Below are 16,681 nucleotides of genomic sequence, written 5' to 3'. Positions count from 1 at the left end.
ACGTCGCCTGTGATGTTTTAGTCTGATCGACAACCACAGCCTAAATCGTCGGCCGCAGCAATTGCCGCAACGATCGAATCTCTGCGGTGAAGAATAAGTGCCGTGTCCCCGACCGTTGGGCCGGTGCCGTGTCCCCGTGGTTGTTGTGTTGGGCCGGTGCCGTGTCCCCGGAGTTGGTGTTGGGCCGGTGCCGTGTCCCCGGGGTTGTTGTTGTTGTGTTGGGCTGGTGCCGTGTCCCTGGGGTTGTTGGGTTGGTGCCGTGTCCCCGAAGGGTTGGGACCGGGTGGGGCGGGCGATTTTTGCTTTCCCGGCTCGTAGAGGCTAGACTCGGGCGATCTGGACCTGCGATTTTCTTATTCTTTTCAACGGAAGGGCCGATTGATGGGCGTTCGATTCAGTGAAGTCGACTTGGCGACTCGAAGCGATAGCAACGTGATTCACTTGCACGTCAGCGGTACGATGAACCACGAAGATTACGAAATCTTCGGCCCCGACATCGAGCAGGTGATTCAAAAACATGGAAAGATTCGCGTGTTGCTGGAACTGGACGATTTCCACGGCTGGACGGCCCGAGCCCTGTGGGATGACATCAAGTTCGACATCCAACACTTTCGCGACATCGAGCGAATCGCCATGGTCGGTGACAGCACCTGGGAAAAGTGGATGGCGGTGTTCTGTAAACCTTTCACCGCCGCCACGATCAAGTACTTCGACGCCAGCGACATCGACGCCGCCTGGGATTGGATCTCCGAGAAATAAATGGCGCGGACAGACGCGTTGGTGTGCAGGCTTTAGCCGCCCGCTGTTGCTGCATCGCAGCGAACGGGAATCGCCTCAAGGGACCGTCCAGCTTAGGAACGCTGCGAAACGCGACGAATCCTCATGATCTCGTTGATTGAGTGTGATGTGGTCAGCGGACCGATGTACGACGTCCTTTCCAGGTCGTCGTGGGGAGTCCAGCGGACGACGGCCCGGAAGGGCCGTCGTACTCGTTGATCGGATTCGCTTGCCTCAGGCGGGTCAATTCTTTGGCGGCGTGGTAACGTGACGCGACGCCGGGCTGCGGCACCAAACCGCCGCCGAGAATCAGCAGGGTCAACATCAGCACCGCAATCCGTTCGGCCGGACGGGCGTGCATCGGAACCTGCGTCCGTGTCGGATGTCCGGTGAAGATGCGAAAATAGGCGGAGAGCACGGTGATCCCGCAAAGTGCCGCGGCGATCACCACCATCGTTCCGACCAGCGGGTAGACATCCACCGCACCTTCGATCAGCAGTTCCATGCCGACGAAGCCGACCGTCGCGGGAAAGCCGATCGCAGCCAGTCCGGTCAACAGGAAGAACCCGGCCAGCATGGGCATCTGACGATACAACCCATGGTAATCGACCAGCGCGACCCGCGAGATCCGTGCTTCGATACAACGGAGCGTGATCCCGAACCCGGTCAGCGACAGCCCCACGGACAGCCACAGGCACAACGCACCGGTCAGTCCGATCGGCGTGACCAATTCCAATCCGGCGAGCACCAACGCGGATTGGCTGAGAAACAAAAAGCAAAACATCCGGCGGGCTTCTCGTTGAATCAAGGCCATCGATCCCGCATAGACAGCCGTCACCAACGAGAGCACGGCGATGCTCTGCAATGCCCACGACGGCGCGATCGGCAACACCAACCGCATCACGGCATAGGCACCGACCAGCGGTGTGGAAAACAGAATCGCGGTGCCGAAGGTCGCTTTTTCGAATAGATCGGTCATCCACAGATGAAACGGGAACACGCCGCTGCGAAACAGCGCCGCCGCCGTCAGCAACGCACCAGGAATCAGCACAGCCCTGCTGTTCACATCGATCACACTGAGCCAACCATAGCCGACCACCAGCAGCACCGCGAAGACGGCCATGTGCAGCACATAAAGACGCGCGCACCGTTGACGGTTCCGCAGTTCCAAATAGGGTGGAACCGTCGCCGCAATCAGAAACACGATCAACGTCCAAGAACTGCGACAGCTAAACGTTGCCAACACCAGCGTCTCGGAAACCAACGCGAGTTTGAGCGAAAATCGTGGCGCTTTGGTGCGCAACGTGGACATCACCGTGACCAGGAAAATCAACGCAGCGAGCGGCAATTGGAACGCGCTGAGTTCGTCGACGACAAACACGTCTCGATCGAACATCCAATCGATAAACGGCCAATGGTCGTGCGCCTCGAACGTCCCGATCAAAACAAAATCGATCAGTTCGCCGATCGTCAACGCCAGCGTCACCGAACAGATCGCGACGGCGTGTCGCAAGATGTTGTCTCGGTTGCCGAGCAAGTGAATCCAAACCGCCCCGAACAAGGGGACCAGAATGGAAACTTCAATCCAGGGAAAATGAAACTCGGGCATCGTGGGCGTTGCTGGGGTAGGTGAATCGAATGTTCGGCGTTGAGACGTTAGGCCGCGGACTTTATATCTTCGGGGTGCAATTCGGCATGGTCCGATTCACGTGACGCTTCATGGGACAATGCGTCGGTGACCTGTCGCTCCACCGAATCGCACCAATGGAACACCCGCACGAATGGTTGGACGATCCACTTGTCCAAAGCGATGTCCATGAACCCCCGCTCGAATCCGAACCGATAGCACCAACGCTGCATCCGCGGTGGCAAAAAACCAACCCCCACCCATGAATCACGCGGCAATCGCATGCCCATCTTGTTTTCCAAATCGCTGTAATCCCTGAGCAACGTCGGTGCACGCAACAATTGCATCGTCCGCAGGCTCGCGTGCCCGATGATGTGGATCAGCGCCAGGTATTTCAGCCCCATTCCGATTTCCACGACGATGATTCCGACCTGGGTGAGCGAGGCGTAGGCGAGCGAGACCTTGACGTCATTTTGCACGCGTGACATGACCGCGCCGCAAACCGCCGAGACGACACCGAGGCTGATGACCATCACTTGCAGAGTCAACGAGGCGTCGAGAATCGGACTGAGCCTTAGCAGCAAGAACGCGCCCAAATGAACCGACAGCGCGCCGTAAAAAATGGCGCTCGACGGTGTCGGGCCTTCCATCGCTCGGGGCAACCAACCGCTGAACGGAAACAAGGCTGACTTGCCGGCCGCCGCGATCAACAGCAACGCCCCGACCATCAAGGCCTGGCTGGATGTGATCGCGGCCGTTCCTTCGGGCCAAACCCCGCTACTCATCAGCCCCCCGAAATCGCCTTCGCCGGTCATGTGATGCATCGTGATCGCGGCGATCAAAAACGCGGCGTCGCTGAGGCGATAAATCGACCACACCCGCTGACCATTGCGGACCGGATTGGTCCGTTCGTGAAAATAAGCCACCAGCAGCGCGGATGACAGACCGACCATTTCCCAGCCGACGAACAACGTTTCGATCGTACTGGCCAGCGAAGACAGGACCATGCCGCAAAAAAACATCGCGTAGTACAGGAAGAAACGCCCATAACCTTCCTCGCGATGCAAGTAACGACGTGTGAAGGCCCCCACCACGCCGCACAGGACGCAGGAAAGCATCAAGAAAGGGATGCTGAGACGATCGAAAGCGAACTTCAAATGGAACTGAAACTGCTCCTCGGGAATCGTGACCCAGTTGCCCAGTTCGATCGGCACGTAACGGATGTCCGTTGCGAGCATGATCACCAGAATCGCGACGGCGGGCAGCAACGAAAACAGCACGGCCGCTTGGGTCAGACGCGCGATCGACGTTTCGCTCAAGGGACGATTGACGAGTGTCGAAAGCCCGAGAATCGCCAACAACACGATCGGGCTGACAACCACCGCCGTCCCGAGGATGTGAAAGAGTAAGTGCAGGGGAGTCATGATAAAGGCTTCAAATCAAATGCAGGGTGCGGGCCGAAGTGGCGTAAGCTTCCAGCTTGCGAAAAGTGGTGTAAGCTTCCAGCTTGCGATCGCCGAGTTGTCTCGAGCTGAAAAGCAGGATGCTTACCCCACGCTTGAATCGGCACATCTCACGAGTGCTCCTCGATCGACGCATAGCCCAGGTGATCGCGTTGGCCGCGGTACCAATCGGCCGACGACGCGACGACGGGCAAATCGCTCGACTCCGGGGTATAGCGTTGATAGGTTCCGTTGACGTACCGCATGATCGTCGAGGTCTCGGGGTCGATCAGCGCAATCTGCACCCAGTTCCCCTTGATCAAGCACTCGATCCCCGGGTTCTCGTCAATGATCTTGTCCATCTTTTCCGGCGAGGTTTCGATGACGAACAGGATCCGCATCGGCTCGTGGATTTCAACCATCTGCTGCGACAATCCCGGTCGCAGATCGCTGGCGGCTCCGGTCATCACGCCGATCATCGACGCGACGTTGTGGGGCAGCTTGGATCCGCACCCATAGCCTTCGACATCGACGGTGGAAAAGTAGTATTCCAAATTGATCCCCGCACAAACCGGGATGGCCGCTTGCAGAATGCGGGTCAGCACGCTGACGTCTTCGTCGTCCACCGCCGGATCGTATTCGGTCAAGAACACGCGACGATCCATGAACAGACCACGGGTCCAGTCGCGACGTCCGACGGTGACGACGGCGTTGGTCGCGTGGTTGTATTCCGGTCGAGCCTGCGACAAATCCTCGGCCCGTTCCTCGACGTGCTCGAGCGCTTCGTCGGCGGTCAGATCCAGCGGAGCGGATTCGAATCGCCGGGCTCGTTCGTGCGCGTTTCGGGCGCGTGTTTCGTTGACGCTCTTTTCGATGCGGCGAAACAACGAACGATGCGTCCGCGGCAAGAGATCCAGATCGTAATACTCCACGTCATCGTTGCAGGTGTTGTGAAACGCCCCCACAAACCGCACGTCATCGGGCAATTCCACGCCGCGTTGGGCAATCAATCGCCGGACGCGGGGGTCGTTGGCCATCATGGCAAACGCGCGGGCGTTCGGGCCACCGCGTCCTCCGCTGCACGCGCCGCAGTTGTAGGCGGATTCATGGGGATTATTCAGACTGCCGCTGCCGTGGCCGAAGAAGACGATGATCGGAGGAAAGTTTTCGACCATGCCGATGTCTTGCAGGATGCGGATCACAATCCCCGCCATCTCGTCCAAGCTGTAGCCGAGCGATTCGGGTTCCGGTCCGGGCTCGGCTGCCGTCCGTTCCAAGTGCAACTCGGTCGCGGGCGGTTTGACGAAGGACCCCATCGTTTCGCGAATCTTTGACGTCAGCCGCGGCGCCAAGATGCGTGCCACCATCGGAAAGGTCGCCAACGCCCCAAAAATCCCAGTCACCCAACCACCGATCATGGTCCGCGAATGGGCATGAACTTGATGCGTGAACCAACCGATGCGGCGGCGGCGCTGGGCCCGTTTTGCGCTGACGTGCATCGCCGAGAAAAGTGGTTCTTCGCGGACGAAGTGCTGCGGCGTGAGAATCGCCGGGCAGAGCGCTCGGTAGTGGGCATGGTCGACGCCCTGGTAATACATGGCGACGGCGAAGAATCCGGCGGCCGAGGCGGTCACGCTTTCCGGATCGACTTCTTCCAGGTGTCGGCGGAACGATTCTTCCCGATCATCGATGCAAAAAATCGCCGCGTAGGCGGGTTTGCCGGATCGGGTGTCCCGGCGTTTCTGGCGGCGACGAGCCGAATGGATGGCGATCGCATCGAGCGTCTGATTGCGATAGTGTCGTTCATACGCGGCGTGCAAGACGCGGCGCCGTTGGACCGAATCGAACGTTTCGATTTCACGAATCAGACAGGCCCATTGCCCGGGCGTCATGTAGACCAGTTGTTCGGGTGTCCAACCGCCCGACTGGGCCAATTGAAAGATCGTGTACGTCCGCTCGTCGGTCGAGGGTCCCCGTTTGGCACCCAATCGGCGTTCGGCGATCCGGCGAATCTCTCGATAATCGCGTGTCCCGTACAGCCGTTCGCCGAATTCAGCGATCGCGTAGCGTTCGAGCATCAAGCGAATCGCCAGGTATTCGTTCAACGTTCCGTGGGGAACCGGGTGTTGGAGGAACGGAGCGTTTGTCTCCATCTGCCAGATCATGCCCGCCCAGCCTCGCAGGGCCAGCAGCGTCGATGCGATTTTCTCCTCGCTCTCTTCCTCGGCGATGCCCAACGCATCGAGCGACTGCCGGATCGAGACGAGCGGATCGAACGGTTCGGCCTGGATCGCGTTCAATTCACCGACGATCCCGTTCATCCACGTCGGCGTGACCGCCAGCGATCCCTGATACAACCGTGCAAAGGCCTGCGCGAATCCGAGTTCTCGATCCGGCAATGCCCAATCGGAAAAGCCCTGGTCGAGAAAGGCACCGCAAAAACGGATCAGCACTTCATTGACGCAGACGTCGATGTCTTCCCCGGAAACCTCCAGCAACAAGTCTCGAAGCCGAATCGGATCACGCCGTTCGATTTCGGGCAGTCCGGCCGATCGGACACCGTCACGCGAAATTTGCCACAGTAGTTCCAACGTGAAGGCTTGCCACTGGGCGTCGGACCACCATTCAATGGGCTGGCCGCGCCAACGGTCGACCGCCGCCACCACGACATCGGGCAATCGCGTCCCCGCATCGCCCAGGTCCAGATGACGCATCACCCAACTGCGGGTCTTTCCCACCATCTGTTCGGCGCGCTGTGGCGAAACCTCGGCGCGAAACCGGCTCAGCAGATCCGATTCGGCCAGCAACCATTTCAGCTCCGCATCGGGAGCCGAATGCAGCGTCATCTGCAGCATGGCCAATCGAAGGGTGTAGCGCGTCCCGAAACTGGCGACCAATTCATCGGCTTCCTCATCCAGGTCATCCATCAAGACTTGGCGCAGATCCTCGGCTGAGATCCGCCCCCGAGCCAGTTCGCTTCGATAGCGTTGTTCCGGCCAATAGGGCTGGCAACCGTAACGCCGTCCGCCTTCGATCACCGCCTGTTCAAAGGGCATGCCCTCAAACGAATGCAAGGTGTTGTGGTGAACGAAGACCGAAATGGGGCCCTGGGAAGGCAAGAAGTGTGTCGCGTGCTCGATCGCCGCTTGCAAGTGGGCGTGTTGATCGGCGCCGAGCCGAACGAAGGCTTCGGTCGCAGGGATGACGGCGGAGGTCGCGTCTTGCATGGTGGCGATGGATGGTTCGAGCAAAGTGATCACATCCTCATGTCTTGCGTTGTGATCACGTGTTGACGTCATCTATTAGGCACAATTCGTACCAAACCGATGATGACCGCCTCGGCCGCAGCCCCCGAATGCCAGTCGGCCCCCCAAATACGGACATTTGTAACAGTCACCGATCAGAAAAAAACCAGGAAGGAGCGACGCAACAGCGGGCAATGGCATCCCCCTTGCTTGAAAGTCGGGCAGGTGCATGGCGTTGCGTCAACGCATCGAGATGCAACCGGCCCCCAGCTTGCAGGGTGCATCGGCTTGCACGTACGTGCAAAGATTTGCACAGTTCAACGCATCGATCAGTTCAACGCATCGATCTGCAACCAAATTTCCAATCGGAAACGCATCTCATGATGGAGGTTCTTCCGCGAGTTTAGTGGCTGTTCTCGAATACTCGGGGAAGGTTTTTTGAGGGATGACTGCGATGTCCGATGGTTCTGTTCGGTAGGATGGCGAAGCCAGGTGAAGCGGAGGCGGGCTCTACTCTCAAGGAACTTCCTACCCAGCTAGTTCATTGGGGACCACTCGCAGGTTGAGTGCAGCTGCCCGTTTCGCCAGGTTTTCCATTGCTCGCTTCTTGTATTGCTGTTCGTAATAGTCGTTGCCGACATCGACATATTCCCTCCCGTACTTCAGCATCCCATAAACTATTTTCGCGAGCTTGTGGGCCGTCGCCGTGATCGCTTTGGGTGAACCAAGACGGGAACGGATCCTGCGAAAGAACGCTCCTAAGGCGCAGTTTGATCGTGCCAGGGACGCGGCGGCTGTTCGAAGTGCGGCGGCGGCTCGGTTCGCACTTGTACGTGTTTTACCACTGAGCAATTTCCCACCTGTCTTCTTACTGCCCGGACATAGGCAAAGCCAAGAAGTGAAATGCTTCTCTGTTGCCCACCTACTCATGTCGGTACCGATTTCAGAAATCAGTGTGATTGCGGATTGACCGCTAATCCCATCAATGGTCGTCATGTCGACGCCCAGCACCCGGTAGAGCTGATTGCGCATATCGAACCGGGGGCTATTGCTTCCAGCTTTAGGAGCCTTCAGCTTCGGCAGAATCTCACCGTCACTTCGGTCGGAAAATGTACCCAAATGTTCTTCAAGCTTGGAATCGACTTCCGACAGTTTGGAACCGTAAAAACGGTACAGTTCCAGAGCCTGTTTTAACGCAAATACATGTTCTTCACGCCAATTGCCTTCCAGAGCTTTCGCGATCGTCGACTCGTCATTTTTGCACCTTGGATCGCGAAGTTTTGCGAGTAGGTGAGGGTCTCGACTGCCCGCAACAATGGCATCCAAAATGGCAAGGCCAGTGGTGCCGGTGATGTCCGAAATGACGTGATGGAGCTGGACATTCATTTCCATCATCGCCTTCTGCATCCGTTGGATATGCTCGCTCGCGTTGGCGACGAGCATGGCTCGTTGCCGCATGTAAGAACGCAGAACACAAATTGCCGAATCCGGTCGAAACGATCCGGCCAGCAAACCGTATGTGTGAAGCTGCTGGATCCACTGGCAATCCAAGACATCCGTTTTTCGGCCAGGAACGCTCTTCAGCTTGCCAGGCTCAACAAGCTTCACTTCAAACCCCCTGGCTTCGAGAAGCTCGAAAACTGGAATCCAATAGACCCCTGTTGACTCCATTGCAATCGTTTTGATTCCGCACTCTTCCAACCAATCTGCGAGCGACGCCAGATCGGATGTAAAGGTGCCGAAGCAGCGAACGTGTGATGAGTCGCGATCGGAGGGCACGGCAACATAGTGCTGGGTCGAACCAATATCGATGCCGGCAGCGTTCAAGTTGATTGTGTCAAGTGATTGTGGAACGGGTGCGTTGTCAATCGGAAACCCACCACGTGATCGACGCTTAGGTTTCCCAGAGGATTTCTTCTTGGCCATGGCGGAACTCCGAAAGGTGACTTCAACGGAAAAACGCGGCAGGCGCGGGAGTAGGGCTCTGTTATTCTCTCAAACGGGGTCAACGCCGTGAGGCGAGCCACCAATGTCATTTTCAAGCAAACTCCCGGGACCAGGCTGAGAAGCGGGCACGAAGCACCACGTAGAGAACGGCCTCCACGACCCGCCGCGTATCCGACATGATAATCCTCACACCCAGTTCCTCGGAATCATTTGGTCACTTGTGGCCTGCGGCGGCTGAGGAGCAACCCGCCAAGGAATCACCTGGTCTGCGATGCGCCGAAGGTGCTTCATACCCTCCGCCGGCCCCCGTGTCGGCGGAGGGTCGTTTGAACTGAGCGTTTGTCCTCGCTCTCCCCATTCGGACATCGCAGCAATGCCTCGAAAAACCTGGGGCCTGAGCGGTTAGCCACTAAAATCCACGAAGAACGCATGATGGAAGAGTGTGACGGCGGATAAACTCGTCAGTTTCAGTTTTCTCCAACGACAGCCTTCTCACAGCAACACGCGATGTTTGACTCTCATGACGGGCGGGGGATTCGCCGATTCGCATTCGGGCTGGCGCTGCTCAGTCTGACCGCCGTCTCCGTCACCGCATGGATCCTGTCCAACGTCCGTCGTGAACAGGAGATCGTGGCGCGTTTGATTCAACACTTGCCCGAAAGCGACCTGCAAGTTGCCAAGGAACTCTCCGGCGATTTGAATCTTCAAAGCAGCTTGTCCTTCCTGCTGGTTCTGAACATCGTCGCCACCGCGATCGCCTTTGCGCTGGTCGTTCGCGGTTACTTGAGCAGCGAACGAACACTCCGCGACGTGCGAGTGCTGTCGGCGGATATCCTTGCCAGCATGGATGTCGGCATCATCACCACCGACAAGAACGCGGTCATCACCAGCACCAACCCCAGCAGTCGAGAGCTGATCGGATTGGACGGTGATGGCGTCGGCACCCGGTTGTCGGAGATCGATCCGCAGCACGCCTTGCTGGACGAGATCTGCGAGGAAATCACGACCTACCATCAACCGATTCGCGATCGAGACTACTGCGTGCTTCGCAACGGTCATCCATCGACGCTGCGCGCCGGGTGCACGATGCTCCACAATCGACACGACGAGCAAATCGGCATGGTGATTCACGTTCGCGACGTCACCGAAAAAACGCTGATGGAAGAACGGCTCCGCAGGATGGAGCGCTACATGGGCCTCGGATCGCTCGCGGCCGGTTTGCAACACGAAATCAAGAACCCGCTGAGCGCCCTGTCGCTGCACATTCAACTGTTGTGCGAACGTTTGGACCAGGAGAGCGAAGATGCAGAAGTCGCCGAGTTGTTAGACATTTTGAACACGGAAGTCAGACGCATCAATGACGTGCTCGATGGATTCCGCAACTATGCCTCCGTCGCCGAGCTCGGCCGCGCGCCCGTCGACGTGACATTCCTGATCGAAAAACTGATCCGGTTGCTTCGTCCCCAAGCCGAACACCAGAACGTCAAACTGGTGGCTGACCTGCCGTCGGAGATGGTCGGGATGATCCAAGCCGATTCGACGCGTTTGGAGCAGGTCTTTTTAAATCTCGCGATCAACGCTCTGGCGGCGATGCCCGAGGGCGGGACGTTGCGGTTTGAAATCGCCGGAGAGAACGGCAATGTCAAGATTGCCGTCAGCGACACCGGAGCCGGCATCCCCGCGGAGATTCAGGGCCAGGTCTTTGACCCCTATTTCACGACCCGCAACGAAGGCACCGGGATGGGACTCGCCTTGTGCGACAAAATCATTCGCCAACACGACGGCAGTATCGATTTGCAAACCAGCGACGAAGGCACCGTGTTCACCGTGGTGCTGCCGGTCGGGACGGTGGAAAGTGGGGGAGCAATGACAGAACGATTCGGGGCAGAATGATGGGGCCGCGCGGGCGCGCGTCCAACGCCAGCGACTCTGGCTCTGAAGGTGTTCGCGGAACGGCGCAAGCGGGCTGTCGATTTTGTGAGCCGCGACGCGTAAGCGGCCGGGCACTGCGACGCTGCCCGAGGCCTGACGGCCAGCGGCTCACCATTGACTCAGCAGATCCCGACTCAATCGACAGTCCGCAAGCCGTCCGGTTTCAGCCGGACATACCGGAGGGCTCGCGCCCTACCGCTAACAAAAACGCCCCGCTTGGCGGCAAAGTAGCATGCATTGGGGTCGCGTCGTGCTGGTATAGTGTTGGGCAGATCAACCCGCGTTTCCTTCCGTCATTCAATCGAGATCTGCGACGTGAATCCCCGGTGCTCCTTCGCCCCCACGAACTTTGTCCCCTCCGTCGCTTCGCTGCTTGTCGTCGGCTGGCTCAGCTGCTGCCAGGCCGATGATTTCCCGACCGTGTTCAACAACGAGGCAAGCTCCGACGCCAGCCCGATGCCCGCGGCCGAAGCCGCCGCAACGATGACGCTGCCCGACGGGTTCCGGGCGACCGTTTACGCCAGCGAACCGGAGGTGCGAAATCCGATCGCGATGGCCTGGGACGATCACGGCCGCATGTGGGTCGCGGAAAACTACACCTACTCTGATCGCACCCAGCACTTTGATCTGTCGTTGCGAGATCGGGTGATCATTTTGGATGACCGCGACGGCGACGGGCACGCGGAATCGCGCAAGGTGTTCACCGACAACGTGCAGATGTTGACCAGTGTCGAACTCGGTCGTGGCGGCGTCTGGCTGATGTGTCCGCCGCAGTTACTGTTTATCCCCGACGCTGATGGCGACGATGTCCCCGACGGATCGCCCGAAGTGGTCTTGGACGGCTTCACGGTCTCAAAAAGCAACTACCACAACTTCGCCAACGGACTCCGCTGGGGCCCCGACGGTTGGCTGTACGGACGCTGTGGCCATTCCTGTCCCGGAAACCTGGGGGTTCCCGGCACGCCGGATGATCGCCGGATTCCGATCGATGGCGGCATGTGGCGTTATCACCCGCAGCGAAAGACCGTCGAGGTGCTGAACCACGGCACGGTCAACCCCTGGGGTTCGGACTGGGACGCCAACGGCGAACTGTTTTTTATCAACACCGTGATCGGCCACCTCTGGCATAGCATCCCCGGCGCCCACTTCATCGAGTCGTTCGGCGAGAGCCCGAACCCGTTGGTGTTCGAGCGGATGGACATGATCGCCGATCACTACCACTACGATCGCTCGGGTTCGTGGACGAAAAGCCGCGACGGAGCGGCCGATGATCTCGGCGGCGGTCATGCCCACATCGGGATGATGATCTATCAATCCGACCGTTGGCCGCAGCAGTACCGCGACAAGTTGTTCACGTTGAACATGCACGGCTTGCGGGCAAACGTCGAAACACTCAAGCGTCACGGCGCCGGGTACACGGCCAGTCACGAACCCGATTTTTTGATTTCCAAAGATCCGTTCTTCCGCGGCATCGAAATCAGCGTCGGCCCCGACGGCGATGTCTACGTGCTCGACTGGAGTGACACCGGTGAATGCCACGATCACACCGGCGTGCACCGAACCAGCGGACGTGTTTACAAGATCAGCTATGACGCCGGCAACAAACCGACTCGCCGTTTCACCAAACCGGCTTGCTTGGCCGGTGACGGCGAATTGCCCCAGCTTTGGCGTGATTACCAAGCGGGCAGAACGACGCCCGAGCAGTTGCGCAGTCTGCTCCACGATCCCGACGAACACGTCCGTGTCTGGGCGATTCGCCTGCTGACCGACCACTGGCCGCTGGACACGTTTTTGGGACCGCAACGCGATGCCACTTATCCCGACGATCCGGAGACGCTGGCGGCGTTGAAACGATCTGCGCAGCAGGACCCTTCCGGTTTGGTCCACCTGACCTTGGCGTCGACGTTGCAGCGTTTGCCGGTCCGAGAGCGAGCCATGATTGCCAGCGAACTGGTCGCCCAACCGCGATTCGCCGAGGACCGTGATTTGCCGATGATGGTCTGGTTCGGTTTGATGCCGCTGGTCGACCAAGACCCCGCGGCCTTGGCACGGGTCGCGGTGAACTGTCGATGGCCCGACACGCTACGTTGGATCACACGGGGATTGGCGACGCGGGTCGAAACAACGCCCGCGCCACTCGACGAGTTGTTGACCGCCTCGCTGAAGATGCCGGCGGCGTTGCAGGCGAGCGTTCTGGACGGTATGGCGGAAGCCTATCGCGGCTGGCTGAAAGTCCCCATGCCAGAGACCTGGCCAAGCATCGTCCAAAGCCGAGCGGCGAAAGCCAATCCCAACACCGTTCGCGAGTTGAACCTGCTGTTCGGTGACGGCCGAGCAATCGACGAATTGCGGGAGCTTGCGATGTCATCCAAAGTTTCGCTCCAGACACGGCAATCGGCGCTAGAGAGTTTGATCGGTGCGCGGCCGGACGACTTGCGCGAGATCTGTGAATCGTTGCTGGATCAGCGCGAATTGAACGCGACGGCCGCCCAAGGTTTGTCGCGGTTCGACGATCCCGCCGTCGGCGAAAAACTGGCCAAGATGTATCGGCGGTTCCACGTCAATGACCGCCCCGGGTTGGTCGAGATCTTGGTTTCCCGCCCGAGTTTTGCCGCGGCATTGCTCGATCGCATTGATGCCGATCGAGATCCGATTCCGCGCAGCGACATCACCGCCTTTCACGCCCGCCAGATCCTGGGGCTCGGTGACGATGGCTTGCGTGAGAAACTGACCGAGTCCTGGGGCGCCTTGCGCGAGTCGCCGGCGGAACGACGCGAGAAAATCGCTGCCGTGAAGACAATGCTTTCTGGCGATGTTCTGGCGGGCGCGAATCTATCGGCCGGACGTGCGTTGTTCAAGAAGACATGCTCGCAATGCCACATGCTGTTTGGTGACGGAGAGAAGATCGGTCCCGACCTGACCGGCGCCCAACGATCCAGTTTGGATTACCTGTTGGAAAATATTCTCGACCCCAGCGCGGTGGTCGGCAAAGATCACCGGATGACCATCGTGTTGACCGATGACGGACGCGTCTTGAACGGTTTGGTGGTCTCCCAAAACGACAAAACGATGGTGATTCAAACCCAATCCCGCCAGGAAACCATCCCCATCGATTCGATCGAAAACGTCAAGGAAACGACACTCTCACCGATGCCCGATGGGTTGCTGACGACACTGTCCGAAGAGCAAATCCGCGATCTGATCGGTTATTTGATGCATCCGACTCAGGTCGAACTGGATTGAGTTGGTCAAAAGATGGGTTGGTCAAAAGATGGAGCCTCTGGAGAGAGACTTTCTTCTGTCTTGATGACTTCATGTTTTGACCACTAAATTTTTTGACCCACTGACTCTTCCGTAACCGGCAACCACGCGAATCAAGACGACGCATTCTGGTTCGATTCAATCGCTCTCCGCCGAGGTTGCGATCTGATTGATTTGGCGAATCGTCTCGCTCATCACGCGACGATCGACGTCCTTCAAGAAAAGCGCGGCTTCCTGCGGATCGGCAAACCAAACCTCCTTGATGCAGACGCGATCTCCATCACCGGGCGGGAAATCGAGTTCGGCGACACTGGTGACGCCGGAACGCGGATGATGTTGGGCGTACGTGTACGGGGTTTCGTACCGATCGGAGCGCCAATTCATTTTCAGCAAGATCGCGTGGGTTTGGTCTTCGCGAAGTGGATAGTCGGCGAAACGCGTGATCGATGGTTTTTGGGACGCCAATTCGGCTGTCGTCGGCTGAAACAGCTCACGATCCACTTGCCGGATCGCTTGGACCCGATCGGCGAAAGCGTCTCGCCACGCTTTCAGACTGCCGGCATGGGCAAGATCCGAGACATGCGCAATTCGGAACTGAAGATCGCTATTCATTGGAAATTGGGTTCCGTCCACGTCGACCAGCACGAGACAATCGTCGTCCCATCGCGGCAATCCGATCTGTTGCCCGTGCATCAACAACAACGATCGCAGTGGCGTACCGATCAGTCCGTTTTGCAGCAACCGTTGCAGTTCAGCGGCGTCGAAGGTTGCTCCCGTCACCATCGCTTGTTCGAGAGACCGCACCACCTGTCGGCTTTGAGTTTGCAATTCCTTTTGCAGTTTTTTTAGCTTCTGCACTTCCGGCTTCTTCCCAAGTTTGGCAGGAATCGATTTCTGCGATTTACCGGACTTGGTGACTTCGATGATCGGCTTGCCGTTGGCCTGGACGACCAACTTCATGAGGGTGTCATCGATTTCGACCGGTGAGACGGCGTCGATGCGATCTTGAATATCGATCATGGCGAACCATTCCAGTCGTTCGGGGTCGTCCATCCCGGCTCGCAGTGCGAGTGTCGCTCGCGCCTGTTGATTTGCGCTGATCGCCTGGTCGCGTTTGCTCGCTTTGAGTCGATTGGCCGCGCGGCGGTGTTCCTGCAAGATCCTCATTCGCTCCGCCAGATCGCTTTCACGCTGATCACCGATGGCCACGGGAATCAGGGAGAGTGCCTGAACATCGATCCCATTCATCTCCGTCTCAATCCGCTTGCGAAGCGTTTGCCGATCCGTATCGCCCCGTAGTGCTTCGGTAATCGTGCGAATCTGTGTGACGCGTTGCGGCGTCGCGATGGCGGGCAAGCACGCTTCCAGTTCCAGCCAGTGTGCAGCACTTATTTTTCGCGATGCTCGCTCGAACCATTGGGTATCGACGCAGGCGTCCGATTCCAAATCGACATCCGAGTGGTTGGATCTGAGTTTCAGCCAGGGCTTATACGCTTCGTCCGGCGACTCAGCGATTTGTTCCATCGTCGGAAACGAATCGCTGCCGCCCCGATTGAAATTGTGCCAGACGAAGAGCGCGGGCGTGTAAATCCAATCTTCACCCGCTTGATGAAGCAACCATTCGACCGCCTCGAGAAGCCCGGTTCGTGACATCGATCGCCCGATCCACTGGGCCCATTGCGGCGCAGCGAGGGCGAGTTCCAGCAATCTCTGTTCATCCAGCCGCTTTTCCTTCAGCGCCTGTTTGACGATCGAATCAAACTGTTCCCAGGTCTCTCCGTAGCCCGGCATGGAGTACCTGATCAGTTGCCGAAGGAGCACCGGCGCCTTGGTCACCTCGTTACGCTTTTGTCGATTCCATCGTGACAGTCTCTTTTTCCCCAGGGCGTCAAGCAATCGCATCAGACGCGCGATACCAGGGTAAGAACGAATGCGTCCCGCCATTCGAATCGCGTCGTCGGTATCGTCCGACTTGTGAAACAGGGCAGTTGAGACGGTTTCATCGATGAAGTCGTTCAAGGCGGCATCGTATTCCGCTTCCCGTGGTTCCGCATGCTTTCGAATTCGCACCGCACCTTCATCCACGTCGGTCGCGTTTTGCAACGGTTCTCCGCCCATACGTGCCGTTCGCCAGGTCTCTCGCAGATCGGCGGCGGTCGCTTCGCCGGCACCAAACGCGCTCGCTGTGATGTGCATCGCAGGCGGCAGAGGCGGCACATCAGGGGCCGGCGTCGCCGCTCTCTTTGTTCTTCTCCAAAACTTGCCTTCCGGTTTGGATCAAGAATTCGGAGATCGAGATCAGGTCTGGATCGGAAATCTGCGAGGCGGATTGTTTTGCAGCAGCAACACGGTCGCTTGTTGGGCCGCTGACCTGCAATGACAAGATGACTTTCTCGAGTGTGCTCAACGTCCTACCCAAATGGTCCGAGGGGTGCTTCGCATTTTTGGTA

The 16,681-nt window shown here is 58.4% G+C and carries 9 protein-coding genes; 3 read left to right on the top strand and 6 right to left on the bottom strand.

The window, feature by feature from the left end; translation table 11 throughout:
- The first annotated feature begins 381 nt into the window (after positions 1-381).
- Complete coding sequence (locus tag Enr13x_RS09160; protein ID WP_145385730.1) at positions 382-759, top strand: SpoIIAA family protein; 378 nt, start codon at positions 382-384, stop codon at positions 757-759.
- 151 nt (positions 760-910) lie between these two features.
- Here the strand turns inward: Enr13x_RS09160 and Enr13x_RS09155 are convergent, their stop codons facing one another.
- From Enr13x_RS09155 to Enr13x_RS09140, 4 genes are all read right to left on the bottom strand, one after another.
- The gene (locus Enr13x_RS09155) at positions 911-2,386 is read right to left on the bottom strand and encodes a proton-conducting transporter transmembrane domain-containing protein (protein ID WP_145385728.1); all 1,476 of its coding nucleotides are present in this window, start codon (positions 2,384-2,386) and stop codon (positions 911-913) included.
- Between the two features lie 47 nt (positions 2,387-2,433).
- A complete protein-coding gene (locus Enr13x_RS09150) occupies positions 2,434-3,828 on the bottom strand; it encodes a proton-conducting transporter transmembrane domain-containing protein (protein WP_145385726.1) in 1,395 nt (464 codons plus the stop codon).
- 149 nt (positions 3,829-3,977) lie between these two features.
- Positions 3,978-7,073 carry a DUF2309 domain-containing protein gene (locus Enr13x_RS09145; protein ID WP_145392204.1) on the bottom strand — a complete coding sequence of 1,032 codons (3,096 nt, stop codon included), beginning with the start codon at positions 7,071-7,073 and terminating at the stop codon, positions 3,978-3,980.
- Positions 7,074-7,619: 546 nt separating this feature from the next.
- The gene (locus Enr13x_RS09140; protein ID WP_145392203.1) at positions 7,620-8,960 is read right to left on the bottom strand and encodes an IS110 family RNA-guided transposase; all 1,341 of its coding nucleotides are present in this window, start codon (positions 8,958-8,960) and stop codon (positions 7,620-7,622) included.
- Between the two features lie 585 nt (positions 8,961-9,545).
- Here Enr13x_RS09140 and Enr13x_RS09135 point away from each other — a divergent pair.
- A complete protein-coding gene (locus Enr13x_RS09135; protein ID WP_145385724.1) occupies positions 9,546-10,931 on the top strand; it encodes a two-component system sensor histidine kinase NtrB in 1,386 nt (461 codons plus the stop codon).
- Positions 10,932-11,285: 354 nt separating this feature from the next.
- Entirely contained in the window at positions 11,286-14,213 is a 2,928-nt protein-coding gene (locus Enr13x_RS09130) for a PVC-type heme-binding CxxCH protein (protein WP_145385723.1), read from the top strand.
- Between the two features lie 156 nt (positions 14,214-14,369).
- Here the strand turns inward: Enr13x_RS09130 and Enr13x_RS09125 are convergent, their stop codons facing one another.
- Together Enr13x_RS09125 and Enr13x_RS09120 are read right to left on the bottom strand one after the other, a co-directional pair.
- Positions 14,370-16,427 carry a DUF4132 domain-containing protein gene (locus Enr13x_RS09125; RefSeq protein WP_145385721.1) on the bottom strand — a complete coding sequence of 686 codons (2,058 nt, stop codon included), beginning with the start codon at positions 16,425-16,427 and terminating at the stop codon, positions 14,370-14,372.
- A gap of 22 nt (positions 16,428-16,449) precedes the next feature.
- Positions 16,450-16,638 carry a hypothetical protein gene (locus tag Enr13x_RS09120; RefSeq protein WP_145385719.1) on the bottom strand — a complete coding sequence of 63 codons (189 nt, stop codon included), beginning with the start codon at positions 16,636-16,638 and terminating at the stop codon, positions 16,450-16,452.
- Between the last annotated feature and the right edge of the window lie 43 nt (positions 16,639-16,681).

Origin of the sequence: Stieleria neptunia, from assembly GCF_007754155.1 — a bacterium.
In the GTDB taxonomy this organism is placed as follows: Bacteria; Planctomycetota; Planctomycetia; order Pirellulales; family Pirellulaceae; genus Stieleria; species Stieleria neptunia.
Note: the sequence above shows the minus strand (reverse complement) of the source record. Positions and strands in the feature narration are given on the sequence as shown.